Here is a 21445-nt window from a genome sequence, read left to right as displayed (position 1 = left end):
CACAGCGGCATGGACAGCACGATCAGCACCAGCGCGATGAGCGTGGCGCCCAGCGAGGCCGCGACGCTGTGCAGCAGCGTGCCACCGCGCTTGCGCTCCAGGAGCGGGAAGCGCCGCTGCGCGACCAGACCCACGATTGCCGGCGTCATGCATACCGCCACCAGCAGCAGGCTCAGCACGACGACGACGGGCAGCACGCCGGCCAGCACCACGAGGGCCGACAGTGCGCTGCGGAATGACTGCAGGCCCATGGTGTCCAGCCACTGCAGCAGGCTCTCAATCAGCAGCCAGCTCTCCAGTGTGGCGCGCACGCCGGCGATGGCCCCCTCCCAGAAAAAGTACATGAAGCCGAACACCAGCACGCCGGCAATCAACAGCGGCAGCAGCGACAGCGCGATGACGCGCGGGTGCAGGCAGTACGCGGCGGCACGCCAGAAGGAGTCGACCAAGCCTTGCATCACGCGGACTTTCGCAATGTGCTGGCCAGCCGGGTCAGCCCCAGCCATTGCTGGCGCCAGAAGCCGCGACCATAGTCGCGCGCCCCCTCCTCGGGCAGTTGGTCCCGAACGCCGGTGGCGTCAAAGCGGTCTTCGAAATTGCTCGTGCGAAACAGCATGTCCCACAACGGCAGCAACACGCCGAAGTTGTGGCCGCCCAGCGTGCCATGCCCACCGGACTCGTGGCCGATGCCGATGCTGTGGTGCAGGCGGTGAAAACGAGGGCTGATCAGCACCCGCTCACCGAGGCGGCCGAAGCTGATGCGGGCGTTGGCGTGCTGCAGGCTCTCATGCAATTGCGTGACGACGACGATGGCGACGAATTGTCCCGGCTCGACGCCGATGAATCGGGCCAGCAGCGCGAACGCGGTGGCGAGGATGACGTCGTCGAGCAGGTGAACACGGTTGTCGCTCCACATCGTCATCTGACGCTGGCTGTGATGCAGGCTGTGCAGGGCCCACCACCAGTTGAACTGGTGCTGGGCTCGATGAAGCCAGTAGTTCACGAAGTCGAAGACCACGAGGTAGAGCAGAAAGCTCACCCAGGCGATGTCGGTCACGCCAGGCCACACGGCGTCGAGCTGCCAGGTCGGCAGCCCCGCGAGACGCAACTGGCCGGCGATGCCATCCCAAAGCGGCTGGATGCTGAAGAACATCACCAGCCGCACCAGGCCCAGGCGGTGGATCAACGTGTAGATGACGTCGGTGCGCACGGCAGCGCGGTCGGTCACCGGCTCGACGGGCCAGCGGCGCTCCAGCAGGCCGATGCCGAGCAGGATGACGGCGATCTGCACCAGCCCCAAGAGCAGCCATCCAGTCGCGTCGAACGCGTCCTCCAGCAGATTACCCAGCCCCATGCCGAACACCAGCGGCTGAACGACGGCCTCATACAGGGCCAGCTGGAGGCTGTCGAAGTTGTTGGAAATCCAGTCGATCACGGCTTGGCGAATAACGGCGCGTAGCGGGGATGCTCACGCAACGGTGCGAAGCATAGGCCGCGTTGCTCCAGCCCGGTCATCAGCGGCTCCAGCACCGCCGGCGCCCAGGGGTCTTGACGCTCCCAGATGCCCAGATGGGCCAGCAGGATGTCGCCCGGCCGGATGTCGCGCAAGGCCTTCTCCAGCAATTGCGCGTTGGGGTGGCTCTGGCTGGGCAGCTCGTCGCCGAGGAAGCCGGCGCGGCTCCAGCCCACGTGCGTGAAGCCGCAGGACTTGGCCGCGTTCAGCAGCGCCGGCGAAGAGCGCCCGGCCGGCGCGCGGAAGATCGGCCCCAGCGGCTTGCCGGTCATGGCCGTGAAGCGCGCGCCGACCTTCCTGAGGCTGTCGCAGTACTGCTCCGCCGTCAGTTCCCGCACCACCGGCGGGTTGACGCCAGCCTGGGTGCGGAACTTGAAGCGCGTGACCTTGCCGTCCGCGTCCGGCAGGTCCTGCAGGAAGACGTCGTGATCCCAGGTATGGGCGCCAAAGTCGTGGCCCTCGGCCGCCCGCTCGCGCCACCAGGGCGCCCAGCTCTCGTCCAGCGTCGAACCGCCGGTCTTCGTCGGCTCGCTGGCAAGGAAGAAGGTGGCGCGCGCGCCGTGCTTCTTCAGCGTCTCGGCGATCAGCGGCGCCACGCCCATGTGCCCGGTGTCAAAGGTGAGGTAGACCGGCTTGTCACAAGCCGGCTGCGCCGTGGCGACCGTGGCCACCAGCAAAAGGATCGAAGCTCTCATGTCTCGAATTTCACGGGCCGCTCCCAGGCCGGCCCGCCTTCGACGGGGCGGGACCAGGCGAAGGGCTCACAACCGCGGTTGGTGATCCAGCGTCCAGATGCCGTGCGGTGACTTGCCCACCTTGACCTGTCGCACGACCTTGCGCGTGACGGTATCGACCTGCGTGAGCTTGCCTGCCCAGCGCGACGTGAACAGCAGCGTGCGGCCGTCAGTCAGCAACTCCATGTCATCAGGACCGGCCGGACCGGGAAACTGGTCGACCACGGTCAGCGTCGTCAGGTCGATCTTGCTGATGGTGTTGGCCGCGCGATTGCTGACAAGCACATGGCGCTTGTCGCCCCAGGCGCGGAAGGAATGAGCCCCGTCGCCGGTCTGGATGCGCTTGGCCAGCTTGGGCGCGGCGCCGCTGACGTCCCAGACCTCGACGAATCGATCACCTGTCAGACCCACGAGGAGGAAACGGTCGTCCGGCGACAGATAGATGTCTGCCGGCATCTTGCCGACGGCCTGCTTCCACTTGACGGTCTGCGTCGCCAGATCAACGGCCAGCAGTTCGTCACTGTCCTGCAGGCTGACGTAGAGCGTCGTGCTCCTGGTGTCGATGTTCAGATGGCTGGGAGTCCTCGGTGCAGGGATGCGCTTGACGAGCTGCAGGGGCTCGGTCGCCACGCTGCCCTGCCAGCGGTAGAGATCCACACGGTCCAGCCGGTTGGACGCCGTGACGAACCACTTCATGTCCGGCGAAAAGCGCAGATGGTAGGGGTCGGAGATGCCACGCACCACGCGTTGCACTTCGGCAGTGCGGGGATCGATGAACGTCAGCGAGTCGCCCAGCGCATTCGCGACGATGAGCGAGCGCTCGTCGGGCGACAGGTAGAGGTGGTGAGGCTCCTTGCCGGTGGGAATGCGCTTGACGACGCTGAAGCTGACCGGATCGACGACGGCGATGTCGGCCGCCAGGGAATTGAGCACGAAGATCGGCGGACGCGCCGGCTGGGCCTGAGCCCCCAGTGCCACCAGCCACCCCAAGGCCAACGCCCAACTGCGCAACATTCCAGCACTCCAAGAAAAAGGGCGGCTCCATGCCGCCCTGCCTGCTTCGGGTTCGAGTTTAACTGGGGGGGCTGTTCGAACTCTGCGCCAGGTCAAGCCGAACTCAGTCGTCATCGCCCCCCAGCACGCCACCCAGCAGGCCGCCAGCGGCAAAGCCCCCCAGGACCGAGCCCTCCTCCCTGCGGCCGCCGTTCTGCGGCGCGGCGGCGAAGATGCGCGACGCCAGGCGCGAGAACGGCAGGCTCTGCAGCCAGACCTCGCCCGGACCGGTCATCTGGGCCAGGAACAGCCCCTCGCCGCCGAACAATGCCGTCTTGATCTTGCCGACATACTGGATCTCGAAGCTAACGTCCGGCGTGTAGGCCACGACGCAGCCCGTGTCCACCAGCAGCGTCTGGCCTGGCTGCAGCGTGCGGCGCACGACCGTGCCGCCGGCATGCACGAAGGCCAGGCCATCGCCATCGAGCTTCTGCATGATGAAGCCCTCGCCGCCGAAGAAGCCGGTGGAGAGCTTCTTCTGCAGCGCGATGCCCAGCGACACGCCGCGCGCGGCGCAAAGGAAGGCATCCTTCTGGCAGATCAGCGTGCCCCCGAGCTTTCCCAGGTCCATCGGCAGGATCTTGCCGGGATAGGGCGCCGCGAAGGCCACCCGCAGCTTGCTGCTGGCGTTGTTGGTGTAGATGGTCGTGAACAGCGATTCACCGGTCACCAGCCGCTTGCCTGCGCCGAGCAGCTTGCCGAAGAAGCCACCCTGGTTGGCCGAGCCATCACCGAAGACGGTGTCCATGCTGATGCCGGCGTCCATGAACATCATCGAGCCCGCTTCGCCGATGGCTGCCTCGCCGGGGTCGAGTTCGACCTCGACGAACTGCATCTCCGCGCCCTTGATCTCGTAGTCCACCACGTCCATCGCCATGTGCCAGCTCCTGTCTGAAAAACGGGCCGCATGATAGCCATGGCGCATGGCCCGCTCTTTAATTTCTCTATTGACAGAAATTTCAGTCGCGATACGCTTGCAGCCATGGAACTTACCGACATCAGCCGCCGTTTCATCGTCCACTGGGGCGAGATGGGTTCGAACTGGGGTGTGAATCGCAGCGTGGCACAGATCCACGCGTTGCTGTATGTCCACGGCCAGGCGCTGCACGCCGAGGACATCGCCGACACGCTGGCCCTGGCGCGCTCCAACGTGAGCAACAGCCTGAAGGAGCTGCTGAACTGGCGACTGATCCGGGTGACCCATCTGCTGGGCGACCGGCGCGACTATTACGAAACATCGGGCGACGTGTGGGAGCTGTTCCGCACCATCGTGCGCGAGCGCAAGGAGCGCGAGTTCGACCCAACGGTGGCGCTGTTGCGCGAACTGTCAACCGACCCGCGACTGGCTGCCGAGTCCCCGGCGATGCAGGACCGATTGCGCAGCACGCTGGACTTCATGCAGACGCTCGGCAGCTGGAGCGACGAGATGCTGCGGCTCACACCGGCGACGCTGGAGAAGATCCTGCGGCTGGGCGCCCAGGTGCAGCGATTCGTTCGTCCGGGTGACAGCGCCGAGACACCGGCGCCATCCACGGTCTTTCCGGCCACGCCGCTGATCCCCCCCATGGGCTAGCGCCGACAAAACATGAGGTTCCTCCAGAGGGGCCTCTTTTTTTGCCCCTCAATTTCACTTTAAACAGAAATAACAGCCATGAATGCAAATATCAAGGTCCACACCGTCTACTACGACGGCGCCTGCCCGCTGTGCCGTGGCGAAATGGCATTGCTGATGCAGCGCAACGCTGCAGGCCTGCTGGCCTTCGTCGACATCGCGGCAGACGGCTTCGACCCGGAACCGCTTGGCGTGCAACGCGGCGCGATGTTGAGCCTCATGCACGTCCGCACGCCGGACGGCGGCTGGCTCGTGGGCATTCCCGCCTTCGAGGTGATCTACGACGCCACGGGCTTCACCCGGGTGGCGCGTTGGCTGCGCAGGCCGTGGGTCGCTCGCCTTGCCGCCCGCGCCTACCCCTGGGTCGTGCGCAACCGCTACCGCCTACCCCATGCGTTGGTGCACGCCATCCTGCGTCTGCAGGACCGGGCCCATCCCCAGGCCTGCACCGACGGCCACTGCCGCCTGCGCTGAGGCACCTGCCCTTTCAACCCAAGGAGAACCTCATGTCGGAACTGAACTTCATCGTCACCCTCATCATTGCCATCTTCGGCCCCATCGTCGCGATCAGCTATCTGCGGCCCATCCTGATCCCGGTGCTGAACGCAATGTGCCCCGATCCGATGCCTGGCGCGGCCGGCGCGCAGTTCTGGATGCGCAGCGCCTACGTGCTGGCCGTGGCGGGCACGCTGGTGCTGGCCCTGCTGTTCGGCGATTTCAACGGCGAGCCGCTGAATGCCATCCACCGCGCCTTGCTGCTGACAGCAGGGGGCTGCTTTGTCAGCATCGCCACCATCGCGCGTCGCGTCTGGGCACCTGTGCAGCAGCGCCTGGCTGCCACCGATCGCGACCTGGGCCGGAAGGTGGGCTGAGCCATGAAGATCCTCGTTATCGGTGCCGGCGGCTTCATCGGCCGCCACGTCTGCGCAGCCCTGGCGACGGCAGGGCACGAAGCGGTGCGGGCCCGCCTTCAGCCCCTCGCGCGGTGGGAGCACCCCGAGGCCTGGGCGCCGTGGTTGGCCGGCATGGACGGCGCCGTCTACACAGCAGGCTGCCTGCGCGACCGAGCCGGCGGCGCGCACGACCTGCTGGACCTGATGCACCATCGCGCTCCAGCGGCGCTGGCAGACGCCTGCAACGCCGCGGGCATCACGCGCCTCGTGCACATCTCGGCGCTGTGCGGCGGCATCAGCGCCTATGCGCGCAGCAAGCATGCGGGCGACATCGCGCTCGCCGGACGCGCCTGCATCGTGCGACCCAGCCTCGTCATCGGACCGGGTGGCGTCAGCAGCCGCATGCTGGACCGCCTGAGCCGATTGCCGTGGCTGCCCCTGCCCGCCAGCGTGGCACGTTGCCGCGTGCAACCCATCCACGCGGAAGACCTGGCCGCAGGCATCGTCGCCGCGCTGACTTCGCGCCGACCTGCCGCGTCGTGGACGGCTGTGGGGCCGGAGGCCGCGACGGTGGCAGACTGGATCGCCCGCCGCCGCGCTGCACGTGGCAGCCGCCCGGCACGTCATATCGAACTGCCCGACGCCCTCACCCGCCTCTCGGCCCGGATCGGTGACAGCGTGCAACTGGGGCCGTGGTGCAGCACCGCGCTGGAACTGCTAGCCCATGACAGCACCGAACCGTCCGCGGGCTCACCGCTCACGCGGCCGTTGCATGCGGTCATGGAGGGCGCGTGGGCCTGAGCGAGCGGCACTTGGCACGTGCATCGCTCGTGATCGTCTGGTTGGGTACCGCCCTGGCCAGCCTGCACGATGGCGGCCGGGCTGGAGCGGCGCTGCTGCAGTCCACCCGCCTCGATGCCGAGGCTGCATTGGCTGTCGTTTGGCTCGGCAGCGCGTGGGATGGGGTCGTCGGCATCGCGCTGTTGCTGCGGCCCGGCGCGCTCAGCTGTCGCGTCGCAGCCGCAGGCGTCATCGCCATGACCGCCGTCGCGACGTGGGTGCTGCCCGCACTGTGGCTGGACCCGCTCGGCCCGCTGCTGAAGAACCTGCCGCTACTCGCGCTGCTGCACCTGATGGCGCGCACGGAGCCCCGGCGATGAACACCTATCTGATCGTCAAGTGGCTGCACGTGGCCAGCAGCGTCCTGTTGGTGGGCACAGGCTTCGGCTCGGCGTTCTACTTGTTCTTCGCCAACCGCAGCAGCAGCCTCGAAGCCCGCGGCGTCATCGCCCGCCTCGTCGTTCGCGCCGACCTATGGTTCACGACCCCCGCGGCTGTCGCGCAGCCGCTCACTGGTGCCTGGCTCGCCCACGCCGCGGGCTGGCCGCTGACAACGCCATGGCTGCTCCTGTCCGCCGCGCTTTTCCTGCTGGCCGGCATCTGCTGGCTGCCGGTGCTGTGGCTGCAGTCGCGCATGGCCTGCGAGGTCGAGGCCGCCTGCGCGCAACGGCGGCCGCTGACCGCGACGTATCGCCGCTGGCAAGCCGCATGGGAATGGTTGGGCTACCCGGCCTTCGTCGCCATGCTGGCGGTGTTCTTCCTGATGGTGAACAAGCCGCAGCTGTGGGCTTGAGCCCCCTTGGCCAGGTGCCGTCCCCGCGCGACAAAAAAGCCGGCTCCTCGCGGAGTCGGCTTTGCAGGCGGAGGCGCGGCCAGCGCTCAACCCATATGCAGGCCGCCGTTGCAGGAGAAGTCCGCACCCGTCGTGAAGCCGCTGTCCTCGCCGGCCAGCCAGGTGACCACGGAGCCGATCTCTTCCGGCGTTCCCAGACGCTTGACGGGGATCGTCGCGACGATCTTGTCCAGGATCTCGGGCTTGATGGCCTTGACCATGTCGGTACCGATGTAGCCAGGGCTGACCGTGTTGACGGTGACGCCCTTGGCGGCCAGCTCCTGAGCCAGCGCCATCGTGAAGCCGTGCATGCCGGCCTTGGCGGCCGAGTAGTTGGTCTGGCCGGCCTGACCCTTTTCGCCATTCACCGACGAGATCTGAATGATGCGGCCCCAGCCCTTCTCGACCATGCCCGGCACGACCTGCTTGGTCACGTTGAACATGGAGTTCAGGTTGGTGTCAATGACAGCCTTCCAGTCTTCTGGCGTCATCTTCAGGAACATGCGGTCCTTGGTGATGCCGGCGTTGTTGACCAGGACGTCGATGGCACCGTGCTCGGAGATGGCCTTCTGGAAGGCGTCGACCGTGGACCCCCAGTCGGCCACGTTGCCGACCGACGCGTAGAAGTTGAAGCCTAGGGCCTTCTGCTCATCCAGCCACTTTTGGTAGTCGCGGCTGGGGCCGCAGCCGGCGATGACCTTGAAGCCAGCCTTGGCCAACTTCTGGCAAATGGCGGTGCCGATGCCGCCCATGCCGCCGGTCACGTAGGCAATCTTTTGGCTCATTGGATGTCTCCTGTCGTGGTGGGTGATTGTTGTTTCAGCGCTCGACGGTCAGGGCCACGCCCATGCCACCGCCAATGCACAGCGAGGCGATGCCCTTCTTGGCATCGCGCTTGACCATCTCGTGCAGCAGTGTGACGAGCACACGGCAGCCACTGGCGCCGATGGGGTGGCCCAGTGCGATGGCACCGCCGTTGACGTTGACCTTGCTCGTGTCCCAGCCCATCTCGTTGTGCACGGCGCAGGCCTGGGCCGCGAAGGCCTCGTTGATCTCCAGCAGGTCCAGGTCGGCGGGCTTCCAGCCGGCGCGCTCCAGCGCCTTGCGCGCGGCGGGCACCGGGCCCATGCCCATGTAGGCCGGGTCCAGACCGGCGGAGGCGTAGGAGGCGATGCGCGCCAGGGGCGTCAGACCCAGGGCCGCAGCCTTGGCAGCCGTCATGACCACCACGCCGGCCGCGCCGTCGTTCAGGCCTGAGGCATTACCGGCGGTCACGCTGCCGGCCTTGTCGAAGGCAGGGCGCAGACCGGCCAGGGCCTCGGCATTGGATTTGCGGTTGATGAACTCGTCGGCGGCAAAGACGATCGGGTCACCCTTCTTCTGGGCGATGCTGAAAGGCACGATCTCGTCCTTGAAGCGGCCGGCGTCCTGGGCCGCCGCGGCCTTCTGCTGGCTGCCCAGCGCGAGCGCATCCTGCTGCTCGCGGGTGACGGCGTACTTCTTGGCGACGTTCTCGGCGGTGATGCCCATGTGGTACTGGTTGTACACGTCCCACAGTCCATCAACGATCATGGTGTCGACCATCTTCCAGTCGCCCATGCGCTGGCCGTCGCGCGAGTTGGGCAGCACGTGCGGGCTCATGCTCATGCTCTCCTGGCCACCAGCGATGACGATCTCGCTGTCGCCGTCGCGGATGGCCTGCGCGGCCAGCATGACAGCCTTCAGGCCCGAGCCGCAGACCTTGTTGATGGTCATCGCCGGCACGGCCTGAGGCAGGCCGGACTTGATGACCGCCTGGCGGGCCGGGTTCTGGCCGACGCCGGCCGTCAGCACCTGGCCCAGGATGACTTCGCCGATCTGGTCGCCCTGCAGGCCGGTGCGGCGCAACAGGTCCTGGATGACGGCGGAGCCCAGTTCGCTGGCGGGCGTCTTGGCGAGCGTTCCGCCGAACTTGCCGATGGCGGTGCGGGCCGCGGCGACGATGACGATGTCTTGCTGACTCATGGCGAGGTCTCCTTCAGGATTTGACTTTGACGTAGCGACCGGGCGCGGGCTCGATCGCCTTGAACTTGCGGCTGCCCGGCGCCTTGGGCGCAGGCTTCATGGCGCCGGCATAAGAAGCCAGCCAGCCGGACCAGTCCGTCCACCAGCTGCCCGGGTGCTCGGTCGCGCCCTTCAGCCAGGCCTCGGGATCCGCCGGCAGCGCTGTGCTCTTGGCGATCCAGTGGCTGCGCTTGCCCTTGGCCGGCGGGTTGATGACGCCGGCGATGTGGCCGGAGGCGCCCATGACGAAGCGCTTCTTGCCCTTGAGGATCTGTGTGCTCCGGTAGGCGGCCTGCCAGGGCACGATGTGGTCTTCGCGGGAGCCGTAGATGTAGACCGGCGCCTCGATGGCACCCAGATCCAGCTTCTCGCCGCAGACGGTCAGCCGGCCCGGCTGCCTCAACTCGTTCTGCAGATAGGTATGGCGCAGGTACCAGCAGTACATGGGTCCGGGCAGGTTGGTCGAGTCGCCGTTCCAGTACAGCAGGTCGAAGGCCGGCGGCGCCTCGCCCTTGAGATAGTTGCCGACGACATAGTTCCAGACCAGGTCGTTGGGGCGCAGGAAGCTGAAGGTCGTGGCCAGTTCCTGGCCGTGCAACAGCTGCGGGCCTTGCGGCGCCTCGGGGCCCAGCGTGGCCTCGCGCAGGCGCACGCTGGCCTCGTCGACAAAGATGTCCAGGATGCCGTTGTCGGCGAAGTCCAGCAGCGTGGTCAGCAGCGTGAGGCTGGCCGCCGCCTGCTCGCCTCGGGCGGCCAGCACGGCGAGTGCCGTCGCGAGGATGGTGCCGCCGACACAGAAGCCCAGTGCGTTGATCTTGTCCTGGCCGGAGATCTCCTGCACGACGCGGATGGCCTCGATGGCCCCGTGCTCGATGTAGTCGTCCCAGCCCAGATGCTTCACCGACTCATCGGGGTTGCGCCAGCTCACGACGAAGACGCGATGGCCCTCGGAGACGGCATAGCGGATCAGCGAGTTGTCCGGCTGCAGGTCGAGGATGTAGAACTTGTTGATGCAGGGCGGCACCAGCAGGAAGGGCCGCGCATGCACGGTCTTCGTCAGCGGCGCGTACTCGATGAGCTGGAACAGCTCGTTTTCGTGAACGATGCTGCCCGCCGTCGTCGCGACGTTCTTGCCAACCTCGAAGGCGCTCTCGTCCGTCTGCGACACATGACCGCGCTGCAAGTCGCCCCACAGATGCTGGAGGCCGCGGGCCAGCGTCTCGCCATGGCTGTCCAGGGCCAGCTTCTGCGCCTCTGGATTCAGCGCCAGGAAGTTGCTCGGCGAGGCCGCATCGACGAACTGCTGCACGGCGAAGCGGATGCGCGCCTTGGTCTTGTCGTCGGCCTCCACCTGCTCGGCCATCCGGCCCAGCGTGCGACCGTTGAGCAGGTAGAGCTGGGCCATGAAGCTGGTGGCCGGGCTGGCCCGCCATTCGGGTGCGGCGAAGCGGCGGTCGCCGACAGCCGGAGCCTCACCCTGACCCAACGACGCGTTCCACAAGGCCGAGGCCTGCTTCAGGTAGTCGGCCTGCAGTTCGGCCAGGGCCGCCGGCGAGATCTGCGGCAGATGCGCCATCTGCTGCATCAGCTCCGCGAAGGGCTGCGCCTCCATCCCCGGCGACGCGTCAATCTTCTTGCGAGTGGCCATGTGTTCCTCGGATCTCCCGCCTCGGCGGTGTTGTCTCGGCCCGTTGCAATAAGCTTGCCACATTCCGCCGACCCCGTTTTGTAATCGCAGGCGCTGACGCGCCAATGACACGAAGCCGCCATGTACCTCGTTGCGATCGCCTGGGCCTATGTGGCCCTGATGATGGCCGCCGCTGAAGCCACGAGCCCGCAGGGCACGCTGCTCGGCGCCTTCGTCACGCTGATGCTTTATGGCGTCCTTCCTCTGGGCCTGCTGCTCTACATCCTCGGCACACCGGGCCGCAAACGGCGCCGCCGCGCGGCCGAACTAGCGGCCGAAACCCCGCCCCAGGGCGATACAGGCGGCCATGCGGCCTCGGGGCCGACCGAGCGCCTCGCCTCGGAAAGAGAAGAAGCGTGAATCATCGGTCAGCGTGCACCACGCGCCGCCGCTGATTTGGGTGACATTCACCGTGGCCAGCCGCTCGCGGGCCAGTGCGCCCAGATCGGCGCGCCAGCGGGGCTCGGGGTTGGGCCGGTAGAGAAAGCCGGGCTGATCGCACGCCAGCGCTTCGCGCCCGAAGGCCTGCACCACCTCGGGCCCCACCTCAAAGGCCTCGGGCCCGATGCAAGCCCCCAGCCAGGCCTTCACGTCCTGGGGTCGGCAGCCCGCGGCAGCACAGAGTTCGGTGACCGTGTTCTCCAGCACCCCGGCCGCCAGACCGCGCCAGCCCGCGTGCGCGCCCGCCACACCGCCCGGCGCCGCGAACAGCACCGGCAGGCAGTCGGCAACGAGGATGGCCACGGCAAGGTCCGGGTCGGTCGACACGGCCGCGTCGGCCTGGGGCGCGTTGTCGTCGTGCCAGTCGCCGCGCAGGCGCACGACGTCGGCGCCATGGACCTGGTCGAGGAAAACGGGCCGCGCGCCCAGCCGCGCGACCAGGTCTGCGCGGTTCGCGCGAACCTGCTCAGGGTCGCCCGCCTTGCGGCCGAAATTGACGCCGCGCGTCGTCATGAAGGCTGTCACGCCCGGCCCCAACGCATCGCGGCCTGGCTGCAGCCAACTCTCCTCAGGCTGCATCGGGGCACACGCTGGGGTGCGTGTTCGCGAACGCCGGCAGGGCCAGGCAGGCCGCGTTGACCCGCATCACCGTGGGGAAGGCCTCCAGCGGGCATTCGAAGCGCTGGGCGTTGTAGACCTGAGGCACGAGCAGACAGTCGGCCAGACCGGGGACGTCGCCGAAGCTGAACTGCCCAGCCGTGCGCGCCAACCGCTGCTCGACGACGGCCAGGCCCGTCGCCACCCAGTGGCGGTACCAGCGGTCCACCGTCTCCTGCTCCTGGCCGAGGTCGTTCTTCAGGTAGCGCAGCACGCGCAAGTTGTTGATGGGGTGGATGTCGCAGCCGATGTCCTGGGCCAGTGCCCTCACCTGCGCCCGCGCGACCGGGTCACGCGGCAGGAGCGGGGGCTCGGGATGGGTCTCCTCCAGGTACTCGAGGATGGCCATGGACTGGCTCAGCCAGTGCCCATCGTCCAGCACCAGCGCGGGCACGAGATGCGACACCTGCTGGTTGGCAAATGGCTCGGCGAACTGCTCGTTCTTCTGCAGATGGATGGACGCGTAGTCGTAGTCCAGGCCCTTGAGCGCGAGGCCGATCCGCACGCGCCAGGAGGCCGAGGAACGGAAGTAGTTGTAGAGCTTCATGGCCTCTGATTCTGCGCCTCTAAACTGCCTGCATGCCGTTTCCGATCCGCTTTAAGCACTGCCCCAACTGCGGCGCCGCCGTGGACTACCGCATCCCCGCGGATGACAACCGTGAACGGGCTGTCTGTCCCGCCTGCGCGAGCATCCACTACCAGAACCCCCTGAATGTGGTCGGCACACTGCCGGTGTGGGAAGCGGACGGCCGGGTGCTGCTGTGCCGCCGCGCCATCGAGCCGCGACATGGCCTGTGGACGCTGCCGGCCGGCTTCATGGAGCTGGGCGAAACGACGGCCGAAGGCGCCCTGCGCGAGACGCAGGAAGAGGCCGGCGCGCAGATCGAGATGCTGCCGCTCTACAGCATGCTCAATGTCGTCAAGGTCGGCCAGGTGCACCTGTTCTACCGTGCACGGCTGCTCTCCACCCACTTCGAGCCCGGGCCGGAGTCGCTGGAGGCGCGTCTGTTCGCCGAGGACGAAGTGCCCTGGGACGACATCGCCTTCCGGACAACGCGCGAGACGCTGCACCGCTTTTTCGACGATCGCCGCGCCGGCAGACCCTTCGAGCTTTTCAGCATGGACCTGCAATGACCCACGCGAAGGTCTGGCTGGTCCTGGCGCTGATGCTTCAGATGCCCGTGCTGATCGGCATCGTCATCGCGCTGATCGTCAAGACCTGGCGCCTGAGCCCCGAGCGACGCAATTTGCCCAGGGCCAGATGGAATGAGGTCTTCGGCCCCCGCCTCTTGCTCGCCGCGCGGATCATCATCTCGACAACGGCGTTGACGCTGGCAGCGCTGAAACTTGCGCCTTGAGGTCGACATTCCCCGGATGGCGACGCATCATCCGTAGCATCCGTCGGCGGGATGTGGAGTTTGCATGACGACACGACGCGTATGGTGCAAGGCAGGACTGGGCTGGATGGCCGGCCTGGGGCTGGCGCGGTCGGCCCGTGCGACGCCGCTGCTCGCGGTCGGCTCGCAGTTCGCCCGCATCTTCGAAGGCGCCGAAGGTCAGGCGCCCCGAGGCTTGGCGGTGGACTTGCTGGGGCAGCTCTTCGGCGACGGTGTGCGCTGCGAATGGGTGCCATGGTCGCGCGCGCAGCTGATGCTGGAGCAAGGCGAGGCCGACATCCTCATCGGCCCCTACCGCACACCGGAACGAGAGGCGCGCATGTTGTTCAGCGTACGCGCCTTCTACTCCGACGCCATGGTCTGGTATGCCCGCCGCGGTGAGGAGACGCGCTGGACGGGCGAGTTCGCCGCACTGGCTCAGACGCCGGTGGCCGCCGTGCGCGGCTGGGCCTACGGCAGCCGCTTCGAGCGCATGAAGACCGCCATGAACCTGCTGACCTGGGTGCAAAGCGTCGACGCCGGCCTGCAGATGCTGACCAAGCGCCGCGTCGAGCTGTTCGCCGCCAATGACCGCAACTGCCTGCCCGTGCTGCAGCGGCTGCACCTGGCCGACGCGGTGGGGCGCTGCTCGCCACCAATGGACGTGCTGCATGGCCACATGGCCTTCGCGCGTAGCGCCGCGGGCGAGTCCCTGTCGCAGCGCTATGACCAGGCCGTCGAACAGTGGCTGCGCACGGCGCACGCTGCCGATCTCTACCGCCGCTGGGGCGTGGACCGGCCGGTCACCGCGCTCTAGTCCTCAGGCCAGGCTGGCGAGCAGGGCCGCCTGCAGGATACTGCGGCGCTTGACCTGGCGGGTCGCGTCACCGTCAAATGCATCCACCAGCATCGCAGTCGGATGCGCCGGCGTGGCCAGGCCGGCAAAGACCGGAATGCCTGCGCCGCGGGCGATGCGTCGGACCAGCTCGGCCGGCAGGTGCTGGCATTCCACCGCGTCGTAGAGCTGGCCCAGCATGCGCGCCGTGGCGTCGATCTGAGGCGCGCTGCTGGTCTCGTCCAGCCCGGACTGCACAAAGGACACGTGCGCACCCAGCGCCTTGGCCGCCTGGATGAATTCGACCGCCCCCTCGTCTGCGCAATCGGGCGACAGCAGTGCCAGTTGCTTGCCCACCATCAGTTGCCGGCCGGTCGCGTCCGCACGAGCGAGAACCCGGGCCTGCCGCAAGAGGGCGGCCGCTTCGACGGAGCTTGACAAGTCGGCGCCGATGGCACCCTCGCGGTCTGCGGAACACATGGCTCGGCAGCGTAGCGAAGCGAAATGTGCGGGCCTTGATGAAAGTCAACCGGGCGAAATCTCTTTTGTTGTGGGTCATTCGTCACCATCGGTTCACGCAGTGTTACGCAGCGCGACCAAGCGATGTCGCCCATTGCTCATGCGTTGGCGGGCCCTGCCTAGCATGCCTGCATCCAACGCGTCCCACCCAGGAGATACGCATGCAAGCTCTGACCTCACAGCCCGCCGCGCCGCACATTGCCCCCCGCGCCTCCGCCCGCCCGGTCGCCGAAGAAGGCCTGTACGAAGCACGCGCCGATGAGGGCCAGCGCATTGCCGACACGCTCAAGCTGATTGCTGCAGTGCTGACGCCCAAGCGCCGCATCGTGCATGCGGGCGAGGTCATCTACCGGGCCGGCGAACGCTTCAGCCACCTGCACATCCTCAACTCGGGCTTCTTCAAGCTGATCAGCATGTCCAGCGATGGCCGCGAGCAGGTCGTGGGCCTGCGCTTCCGCGGTGATTGGCTGGGTTTCAGTGCCATCGCCCAAGGCAGCTACGGCTGCGATGCCATTGCGCTGGACACAGCCGAGGTCTGGACGGTGCGCTACGACGCGTTGATGCAGGCCTGCGCCGCGCACCCCGCGCTGATGGCCGTCGTCCACGAGGCCATGAGCCGCGAAATGATGCGCGACCGCGACTCGCTGATGGCCATCTGCACGCTGCCGGCGGATGCCCGCGTCGCGACCTTTCTGCACTACTGGGCCGATGCGCTGGCGGTGCGCGGCCTCAGGGCCGACCAGTTCAGCCTGCGACTGACGCGCGCCGAAATCGGCAACTACCTGGGCCTGACGCTGGAAACCGTCAGCCGCGTGCTGTCCCGTCTTGCGCGGGCCGAGCTGATCGCCTTCAACGAGAAGAGCCGCCGCGACATCTGCATCCCCGACTTCCCGGCGCTGGCGGCTTATGTGGAAGGCCGAGACGTGCGGGCCGGACTGCACTGAAGTTCATTGCCGATCGCAGCGACCAGGGAGACGACGTTGATTCCAGCGGGGCACCGCAATCTTGAAGCTGACAAGGACAACGAAGGAGCATCTGCCAGCATCGGACTGCGGGGGTTGCTGACCGCCCCCCTGGCGCTTGCCCTGGCCTACGCGGCCCTGGGCATGGCATGGATTCTTCTGTCCGACCGGCTGCTGCAATCGATCACCGCCGACTCCGAGACGCTCGCAGCGCTGGCGCGCGGCAAGGGCATGGCCTTTGTGCTGGTGACCAGCGGCCTGGTCTACCTGGTGGCCGTGCGACGCCAGGGCGCCCGCAGCGATACGCCCGCCCAGCAGGACCGCTCGGCAGGCTTGATGTGGGTGTTCGCGCTGCTGTCCGCGGCCGTGGTCATCGCCAGCCTCGTCAGCTACTCGAGCTCGGCCCAGGAAGCCTATGAGCAACATGTCGGTCAGTTGCGCCGCGAGGTCCAGCTCAGGGCCGGCCTCGTCAGCGGCTGGACAGAACGGAGCCTGCAGGAGGCCCGGCAGTTGGCCGCCGATCCGACGCTGCGCGCCGGCCTTCAGCGCTGGCGCCACCACCCTGACGACGTCGCTGCCAGCCAGCTGCGCCACCAACTCCAGATGCTGCCGGCCTCTGGCCGCTACACCAGCGTCCTGCTGCTGGACGATCAGGCCCAGCGGCTGCTGGACATCGCCGGAGACAGCACGCTCGACCTCGACCCGGCACTGGTCGAGGCGGCCCGCGCTGCCCTGCAGCGCGGCCAAGTCACGCACAGCGACTTCCAGGCCCGGGCGGACGACCCGGCCAGCCTGCGCTTCGACCTCTTCATCCCGCTGCCGGGCGAGCAGGGTCGGCCCGACGCCGTCCTGGTGCTGCGAGCCGCGCCGCGCCGCACGCTGCTGCCCCAGCTGCTGGCGGGCTCGGCCGGCGGCAACCCCGAGACGTTGCTGCTGCACCCCGGCTCGCAGGGCCTGCTGACCCTGGGCCTCGACGCCTCCGACACGCCGGTGCTGCAGGCCGGCAGCCCCAACGCACCTGCGCAGCCCTCGCTGGCATCTCTGGCGACCACCCCCCGCCTCGCGGGCCAGGTACTGACCGGCCTCACCCAAGGCCGCGAGGCCATGGCCGCCGTGGCCATGGCCGTGCCCGACTCCGCCTGGTACGTCGCGGTTCAGTTGCCGCGCAAAAAGCTGCAGGGCGAAGGCGCCGCAGCCGGTGCGGCGACGCTGTCACTTGTCAACGTTCTGGCCGTGCTTGCCACGGGCGCCGTGGTCTACGCCGCGCTGCGCCGCCGAGAGCTGCAGGTGGCCGCCCGCCGAGCGGCCGACCTGAAGGAACAAGAGCGCGCCTGGAAGATCGCCGAGGTGATCGCCAACAGCTCGACCGACGTCATCTTCGCCAAGGACCTGCAGGGCCGTTACCTGCTCGCCAACGGGGAGATGTGCCGGCTGCTCGGACGAAGCCCCGAGGAGCTGATCGGCTCGGATGCCCGCGGCCTGTTTCCCATCGAGCAGGTGCGCCAGTTCCTTGATGACGACACCGCCGCGCTGAATTCGCCGACGCCGGTGAGCTTCGAGACCCGCTACACCACGCCCCAGGGCGAACGTGTCGACGCCTGCACCCGGGGCCGGCTGGTGGATGGCGACGGCCACGTCATCGGCGTCTACGGCGTCTCCAGCGACGTCACCGCGCGGCGTGCGCTGCAGCAGCGCATGCGGCAATGGAGTACCGCCTTCGAGGACATGCGCGACGGCGTCATCGTCACGGATGCACAGGGGCGCATCCAGTCGGTCAACCGCGCCTTCACCGAGATCACCGGCTATCTGGCGGAAGAAGCCATTGGCACCGGCATGAAGCTGCTGCAGTCCGGACGCCACGGCAAGGAGTTCTACGAGCAGATGTGGGCCATGATCAACCAGACCGGTCACTGGCAGGGCGAGATCTGGAACCGGCGCAAGAACGGACAGATTTTCCCAGAGTGGCTGACCGTACGCGCCATGCGCGACGCGGAAGGACCTGTGACCCACTACGTCGGCGTGTTCACCGACGTCAGCCGCCTCAAGGACAGCGAGGCTCAGGCGGAATGGCTGTACCACCACGACCCCCTGACGCGGCTGCCCAACCGGTTGCATTTGCAGCGCAGGCTGGAGCAAGCACTGGCGCGCGCACGCCGTCGCGAGGCCCGGCCAGCGCTGATGGTGATCGCATTGGACGGCTTCAAGACCGTCAATGACAGCCTAGGCCACCCGGCCGGCGACGAGTTGCTCGTGTGCGTGGCCGAACGCCTGCAGGCGCAGTTGCGCCAGAAGGACTTCATCGGCCGTCTCGGCGGCGACGAGTTCCTCGTCATCCTGGAGAACGGCGCGGATGCCGAGGACGTCGGCGCGAGAGCGCGCGAGCTGCTGGCAGTGGTGTCCGAACCGGTCGCGCTGACCGGCGACCAGGATGCCTACCTCACCGCCAGCATCGGCATCTGCCGATGCGCCGACGCGGAAGATGCCACCGCCGTGGAGCTGCTGCGCAACGCGGACGCGGCCATGCACCGTGCCAAGGAGCTGGGCCGCAACCAGTTCTGCTTCTTCACCGGGGACATGCATGCGAGCGCCATGGCCAAGCTGGAGGTGGAGGCGGCGCTGAGCCGGGCCATCGAACGCGACGAACTCCTGCTGTATTACCAGCCCAAGGTCGATGGGCGCAGCGGCCGGGTCGTCGGCGCCGAAGCCCTGCTGCGATGGCAGCGCGGCGATGCCGGCCTGGTACCGCCGGGCCAGTTCATCCCACTGGCCGAACAGAGCAGCCTGATCCTGGACATCGGCGCCTGGGTCATCGACTCGGTCTGCCGCCAGATCCGCACGTGGATGGATGCCGGACAGCCGGTGGTGCGTATCGCCGTCAACGTGGCGGCACGTCAGTTCGCCGCAGATGACCTGGACATCGTCGTCGCCAACGCGCTGCTGCGCCACGGCGTGGCGGCGCAACACCTGGAACTCGAGCTGACCGAAGGCATGCTGATGAGCAATCCCGAGGCGGGCACGGCCACGCTGCAGCGCCTGCGCGACCTGGGCGTCAAGATTTCGCTGGATGACTTCGGCACTGGCTATTCCAGCCTGGCCTATCTGCAGCAGTTCCCCATCGACACGCTGAAGATCGACCAGTCTTTCGTGCGCCGCATCGGCGACGTACCGGACGGCGCGACGGTCGTCGATGCCATCATCGGTCTGGCCCATCGCCTGCACCTGCGCGTGGTGGCCGAGGGTGTCGAGACCGACGCGCAGCGTGAACACCTGCTGCACCAGCAGTGCGACGAAATGCAGGGCTACCACTTCGGCCGCCCGGCGCCCGCGGAGGCGCTGCAGGCGATGCTGGCGACCTCAGATGCCGCCTGACAGCGCCCGTCCGATGGCCTGGGCCAGCTCGGCCCGCGAGTAGGGCTTCTGCAGCAGTTCCCAGCCAGCGGGCGCGTTCTGGTCCGCCTCCAGCAGCTCAGCCGAGAAGCCCGACATCAGCAGCACGGCCAGCTCCGGCAGGCGCTGCTGGGCCTGGCTGGCCAATGCGGTGCCACGCATGCCGGCACCCAGCGCAATGTCGGTCAGCAGTAGCTCGAAACCAGCATCCTCCGTCAGCAGCAGCAGGGCCTGCTCGCCACTGGCGCAGGCCGTGACGTCGCAGCCCAGCGCGTCCAGGAATTGCAGCGCAACCGCTCGCACCTCGGCGTCGTCCTCCACCATCAGCACTTTCAGGCCTGGCAGCAGCGCGCCCCCCTCGCCAGCGGGTTCGTCGCGGACCAACTGCGGGTCCCAGGGTCGCGGCAGGTAGAGCGAGATCGTCGTGCCGGCGCCCGGCGCCGACTCGATCGCCACCGCTCCGCGCGACTGCTTGGCGAAGCCGTAAACCGTGCTCAGGCCCAGACCCGTGCCGCGCCCGACCTGCTTTGTCGTGAAGAAGGGCTCGAACGCGCGTTCCCTCACCTCTTCCGGCATGCCCGAGCCGGTGTCGGAAATGGCGATGCACAGGAAGCGTTCGTCCTGGGCGCTGGGGTCATCGACCTCACGCCGCACCTTGGCCGGCAACGCGCCGGCCGGCCCGGCGCTGAAGCGCAACGAGCCGCCGTCCGGCATGGCGTCGCGCGCGTTGATAGCAATGTTGAGCAGTGCGGACTCCAGCTGGCCCGGGTCGGCCAGCACGGCCAGCGTGGCAGACGGGTCACCCGCCAGTTCCACGGCGATGGCGATGCGCTGGTCCAGCGTGCGACGCAGCATGTCGGCCAGCGAATGCAGCAGCGCCCCAACATCCACCGCAGTGGGCTGCAACACCTGGCGCCGTGAGAAGGCCAGCAGCTTGCTGGTCAGCTCCGCGCCGCGCCGCGCCGCGCGCGTCGCGGCGCTGACGAGCTGCTGGCTGAACTCGTGACCGGCCAGGTTGGGCAGTTCCTCCAGCACCTGCAAGTTGCCCTGGATGACCGTCAGCAGGTTGTTGAAGTCGTGGGCGATACCCCCGGTTAGCTGGCCCACGCTTTCCAGGCGCTGGGCGTGATTGAGCGCCTCCTCGCTCTGGGCGCGCTGCAGGCAAGTGGCCAGCAGGTTGGCCAGGGACTGCAGAAAGCGCATATCGTCGTCGCCGAAGTGCCCAGCCGAGCGCGAGCGCACACACAGCACGCCCGTCGCGCGCCCACGGTCGGACAGCGGCACGGCCAGCAGGCTGACCATGCCGGCGTCAAGGTCGGCCTGGGGCACCTCGAAGCGATCCTCGCACGTCAGGTCGGCAACGACCAGGGGCTGGCCATGCGCCAGCACATGGCCAGCAGCCGTCCGAGGATCGACGGGCAGTAAGGCGCCCAGGGGCACGGATGCCAAATCGCCGAACCGGCTCACAACACGCAGTTGCTGCCGGTCGGGCTCCAGCAACAGCACGCTGGAAAACTCGGCCTCCAGGGCCTGGGCAGCAAGGTCCGGCACACGGCCCAGCAGCTTCTGCGGGTCACGCTCGTCGACGGCCATGCGCCCCAGCTCGGCGAGGTGCTCGCTGTGGCGGGCACGCTGCAGGGCCTGCTTGACGCGTGGGTACGCACCGATGTCGCGGATGGCTGCCACCACGTACGGCACGCCGTGGCTTTGCAGCGGGCTCAACGCGATCTCCACCATCACCTCGCTGCCATCGCGGCACTTGGCCACCAGCTCCATCTGCGTTCCCATGGGGCGTGGGCGCGGCGCCAGGCCGTAGGCCTTGCGGTAGGAGGCGTGCCGCGGTCGGATGCTGTCAGGCACCAGCGCATCCACCGCCGTGCCAACGAGCTCGCCGGGCGAATAGCCCAGCAGCGCCTCGGCGGCGGGGTTGGACAGGACGATCTTCCCGTCGGCATCCACCAGCAGCAGACCGTCTGCCGCCGCGGAGAACAGCGAACGGTAGACACCCAGGTCGTCGACGGCCTGCGGCGGCGGAGTGGGAACTTGCGAACCGTCCATCTT

The 21445-nt window shown here is 67.8% G+C and carries 23 protein-coding genes; 11 read left to right on the top strand and 12 right to left on the bottom strand.

Features of this window, described 5'->3' with window-relative positions:
* The 5 genes from VGF12_RS15870 to VGF12_RS15850 form a co-directional block, all read right to left on the bottom strand.
* Positions 1 to 458 (bottom strand): EI24 domain-containing protein (locus VGF12_RS15870; protein ID WP_331177012.1); only part of this gene is annotated, 458 nt, incomplete at its 3' end.
* Entirely contained in the window at positions 458 to 1432 is a 975-nt protein-coding gene (locus tag VGF12_RS15865) for a sterol desaturase family protein (protein ID WP_414710111.1), read from the bottom strand. The genes VGF12_RS15870 and VGF12_RS15865, both read right to left, overlap by 1 nt.
* Positions 1432 to 2208 (bottom strand): polysaccharide deacetylase family protein, encoded by a 777-nt coding sequence (locus VGF12_RS15860; RefSeq protein WP_331177010.1) that lies wholly within the window; start codon positions 2206 to 2208, stop codon positions 1432 to 1434. Before VGF12_RS15860 ends, VGF12_RS15865 begins: the two co-directional genes overlap by 1 nt.
* A 66-nt stretch (positions 2209 to 2274) precedes the next feature.
* Positions 2275 to 3261 (bottom strand): YncE family protein, encoded by a 987-nt coding sequence (locus VGF12_RS15855; protein ID WP_331177009.1) that lies wholly within the window; start codon positions 3259 to 3261, stop codon positions 2275 to 2277.
* Positions 3262 to 3364: 103 nt separating this feature from the next.
* On the bottom strand, positions 3365 to 4177 hold the full coding sequence (locus VGF12_RS15850; protein WP_331177008.1) for a TIGR00266 family protein: 813 nt from the start codon (positions 4175 to 4177) through the stop codon (positions 3365 to 3367).
* Positions 4178 to 4282: 105 nt separating this feature from the next.
* Here VGF12_RS15850 and VGF12_RS15845 point away from each other — a divergent pair, with 105 nt between their 5' ends.
* The 6 genes from VGF12_RS15845 to VGF12_RS15820 all read left to right on the top strand — a co-directional run bounded on the left by VGF12_RS15845 (position 4283) and on the right by VGF12_RS15820 (position 7438).
* Complete coding sequence (locus VGF12_RS15845; protein ID WP_331177007.1) at positions 4283 to 4873, top strand: GbsR/MarR family transcriptional regulator; 591 nt, start codon at positions 4283 to 4285, stop codon at positions 4871 to 4873.
* Between the two features lie 78 nt (positions 4874 to 4951).
* Positions 4952 to 5386, top strand: a complete 435-nt coding sequence (locus tag VGF12_RS15840) for a DUF393 domain-containing protein (protein ID WP_331177006.1) — start codon at positions 4952 to 4954, stop codon at positions 5384 to 5386.
* Between the two features lie 32 nt (positions 5387 to 5418).
* Positions 5419 to 5784: a hypothetical protein gene (locus tag VGF12_RS15835; protein WP_331177005.1), complete on the top strand. Its 366-nt coding sequence runs from the start codon at positions 5419 to 5421 to the stop codon at positions 5782 to 5784.
* Positions 5785 to 5787: 3 nt separating this feature from the next.
* Positions 5788 to 6606: an NAD-dependent epimerase/dehydratase family protein gene (locus VGF12_RS15830; protein WP_331177004.1), complete on the top strand. Its 819-nt coding sequence runs from the start codon at positions 5788 to 5790 to the stop codon at positions 6604 to 6606.
* Positions 6607 to 6635: 29 nt separating this feature from the next.
* Positions 6636 to 6965: a DoxX-like family protein gene (locus tag VGF12_RS15825; protein WP_331177003.1), complete on the top strand. Its 330-nt coding sequence runs from the start codon at positions 6636 to 6638 to the stop codon at positions 6963 to 6965.
* Positions 6962 to 7438, top strand: coding sequence for a DUF2269 domain-containing protein (locus tag VGF12_RS15820; RefSeq protein ID WP_331177002.1), 477 nt, complete (start codon positions 6962 to 6964; stop codon positions 7436 to 7438). The genes VGF12_RS15825 and VGF12_RS15820 overlap by 4 nt, the downstream gene beginning before the upstream one ends.
* Before the next feature lie 86 nt (positions 7439 to 7524).
* Here the strand turns inward: VGF12_RS15820 and phbB are convergent, their stop codons facing one another.
* The 5 genes from phbB to maiA all read right to left on the bottom strand — a co-directional run bounded on the left by phbB (position 7525) and on the right by maiA (position 12852).
* Complete coding sequence (phbB, locus tag VGF12_RS15815) at positions 7525 to 8262, bottom strand: acetoacetyl-CoA reductase (RefSeq protein WP_331177001.1); 738 nt, start codon at positions 8260 to 8262, stop codon at positions 7525 to 7527.
* A 34-nt stretch (positions 8263 to 8296) separates the two neighbouring features.
* Positions 8297 to 9481 (bottom strand): acetyl-CoA C-acetyltransferase, encoded by a 1185-nt coding sequence (locus tag VGF12_RS15810; RefSeq protein WP_331177000.1) that lies wholly within the window; start codon positions 9479 to 9481, stop codon positions 8297 to 8299.
* Positions 9482 to 9494: 13 nt separating this feature from the next.
* Positions 9495 to 11168 (bottom strand): class I poly(R)-hydroxyalkanoic acid synthase, encoded by a 1674-nt coding sequence (phaC, locus tag VGF12_RS15805; RefSeq protein ID WP_414710109.1) that lies wholly within the window; start codon positions 11166 to 11168, stop codon positions 9495 to 9497.
* 306 nt (positions 11169 to 11474) lie between these two features.
* Positions 11475 to 12161, bottom strand: a complete 687-nt coding sequence (pgeF, locus tag VGF12_RS15795) for a peptidoglycan editing factor PgeF (protein ID WP_331176998.1) — start codon at positions 12159 to 12161, stop codon at positions 11475 to 11477.
* A 55-nt stretch (positions 12162 to 12216) separates the two neighbouring features.
* Positions 12217 to 12852, bottom strand: coding sequence for a maleylacetoacetate isomerase (maiA, locus tag VGF12_RS15790; protein ID WP_331176997.1), 636 nt, complete (start codon positions 12850 to 12852; stop codon positions 12217 to 12219).
* Positions 12853 to 12884: 32 nt separating this feature from the next.
* On the opposite strand from maiA, the gene VGF12_RS15785 reads away from it, so the two are divergent.
* From VGF12_RS15785 to VGF12_RS15775, 3 genes are all read left to right on the top strand, one after another.
* Positions 12885 to 13439: an NUDIX hydrolase gene (locus VGF12_RS15785; protein WP_331176996.1), complete on the top strand. Its 555-nt coding sequence runs from the start codon at positions 12885 to 12887 to the stop codon at positions 13437 to 13439.
* Complete coding sequence (locus VGF12_RS15780; protein WP_331176995.1) at positions 13436 to 13663, top strand: hypothetical protein; 228 nt, start codon at positions 13436 to 13438, stop codon at positions 13661 to 13663. Before VGF12_RS15785 ends, VGF12_RS15780 begins: the two co-directional genes overlap by 4 nt.
* Positions 13664 to 13727: 64 nt before the next feature.
* Positions 13728 to 14498, top strand: a complete 771-nt coding sequence (locus VGF12_RS15775) for a substrate-binding periplasmic protein (protein ID WP_331176994.1) — start codon at positions 13728 to 13730, stop codon at positions 14496 to 14498.
* A 3-nt stretch (positions 14499 to 14501) separates the two neighbouring features.
* On the opposite strand, the gene VGF12_RS15770 is transcribed toward VGF12_RS15775, so the two are convergent.
* Positions 14502 to 14996 carry an ornithine carbamoyltransferase gene (locus tag VGF12_RS15770; RefSeq protein WP_331176993.1) on the bottom strand — a complete coding sequence of 165 codons (495 nt, stop codon included), beginning with the start codon at positions 14994 to 14996 and terminating at the stop codon, positions 14502 to 14504.
* Between the two features lie 200 nt (positions 14997 to 15196).
* Between VGF12_RS15770 and VGF12_RS15765 the strand changes: the two genes are divergently transcribed.
* Together VGF12_RS15765 and VGF12_RS15760 are read left to right on the top strand one after the other, a co-directional pair.
* Entirely contained in the window at positions 15197 to 15979 is a 783-nt protein-coding gene (locus VGF12_RS15765; protein WP_331176992.1) for a Crp/Fnr family transcriptional regulator, read from the top strand.
* Positions 15980 to 16093: 114 nt separating this feature from the next.
* Positions 16094 to 19366 carry a putative bifunctional diguanylate cyclase/phosphodiesterase gene (locus tag VGF12_RS15760; protein WP_331176991.1) on the top strand — a complete coding sequence of 1091 codons (3273 nt, stop codon included), beginning with the start codon at positions 16094 to 16096 and terminating at the stop codon, positions 19364 to 19366.
* On the opposite strand, the gene VGF12_RS15755 is transcribed toward VGF12_RS15760, so the two are convergent.
* Positions 19352 to 21442 carry a PAS domain S-box protein gene (locus VGF12_RS15755; RefSeq protein ID WP_331177013.1) on the bottom strand — a complete coding sequence of 697 codons (2091 nt, stop codon included), beginning with the start codon at positions 21440 to 21442 and terminating at the stop codon, positions 19352 to 19354. The genes VGF12_RS15760 and VGF12_RS15755 overlap by 15 nt on opposite strands.
* Positions 21443 to 21445 lie beyond the last annotated feature (3 nt).

Origin of the sequence: Roseateles sp. (assembly GCF_036404855.1) — a bacterium.
Taxonomy (GTDB): Bacteria; Pseudomonadota; Gammaproteobacteria; order Burkholderiales; family Burkholderiaceae_C; genus Pelomonas.
The sequence above is the reverse complement of the archived record's forward strand: the minus strand, read 5'-3'. Positions and strand labels throughout refer to the sequence as shown.

Bases quoted from the DNA above. Each gene is read 5' to 3' on its own strand.
- VGF12_RS15855 (WP_331177009.1), bottom strand. From the start codon at position 3,261: ATGTTGCGCAGTTGGGCGTTGGCCTTGGGGTGGCTGGTGGCACTGGGG.
- VGF12_RS15820 (WP_331177002.1), top strand. From the start codon at position 6,962: ATGAACACCTATCTGATCGTCAAGTGGCTGCACGTGGCCAGCAGCGTC.
- VGF12_RS15785 (WP_331176996.1), top strand. From the start codon at position 12,885: ATGCCGTTTCCGATCCGCTTTAAGCACTGCCCCAACTGCGGCGCCGCC.
- VGF12_RS15770 (WP_331176993.1), bottom strand. From the start codon at position 14,996: ATGTGTTCCGCAGACCGCGAGGGTGCCATCGGCGCCGACTTGTCAAGC.
- VGF12_RS15810 (WP_331177000.1), bottom strand. From the start codon at position 9,481: ATGAGTCAGCAAGACATCGTCATCGTCGCCGCGGCCCGCACCGCCATC.
- VGF12_RS15765 (WP_331176992.1), top strand. From the start codon at position 15,197: ATGCAAGCTCTGACCTCACAGCCCGCCGCGCCGCACATTGCCCCCCGC.
- VGF12_RS15850 (WP_331177008.1), bottom strand. From the start codon at position 4,177: ATGGCGATGGACGTGGTGGACTACGAGATCAAGGGCGCGGAGATGCAG.
- phaC (WP_414710109.1), bottom strand. From the start codon at position 11,168: ATGGCCACTCGCAAGAAGATTGACGCGTCGCCGGGGATGGAGGCGCAG.
- pgeF (WP_331176998.1), bottom strand. From the start codon at position 12,161: ATGACGACGCGCGGCGTCAATTTCGGCCGCAAGGCGGGCGACCCTGAG.
- VGF12_RS15775 (WP_331176994.1), top strand. From the start codon at position 13,728: ATGACGACACGACGCGTATGGTGCAAGGCAGGACTGGGCTGGATGGCC.
- VGF12_RS15840 (WP_331177006.1), top strand. From the start codon at position 4,952: ATGAATGCAAATATCAAGGTCCACACCGTCTACTACGACGGCGCCTGC.
- VGF12_RS15755 (WP_331177013.1), bottom strand. From the start codon at position 21,442: ATGGACGGTTCGCAAGTTCCCACTCCGCCGCCGCAGGCCGTCGACGAC.
- maiA (WP_331176997.1), bottom strand. From the start codon at position 12,852: ATGAAGCTCTACAACTACTTCCGTTCCTCGGCCTCCTGGCGCGTGCGG.
- VGF12_RS15830 (WP_331177004.1), top strand. From the start codon at position 5,788: ATGAAGATCCTCGTTATCGGTGCCGGCGGCTTCATCGGCCGCCACGTC.
- VGF12_RS15835 (WP_331177005.1), top strand. From the start codon at position 5,419: ATGTCGGAACTGAACTTCATCGTCACCCTCATCATTGCCATCTTCGGC.
- VGF12_RS15845 (WP_331177007.1), top strand. From the start codon at position 4,283: ATGGAACTTACCGACATCAGCCGCCGTTTCATCGTCCACTGGGGCGAG.
- VGF12_RS15780 (WP_331176995.1), top strand. From the start codon at position 13,436: ATGACCCACGCGAAGGTCTGGCTGGTCCTGGCGCTGATGCTTCAGATG.
- VGF12_RS15860 (WP_331177010.1), bottom strand. From the start codon at position 2,208: ATGAGAGCTTCGATCCTTTTGCTGGTGGCCACGGTCGCCACGGCGCAG.
- phbB (WP_331177001.1), bottom strand. From the start codon at position 8,262: ATGAGCCAAAAGATTGCCTACGTGACCGGCGGCATGGGCGGCATCGGC.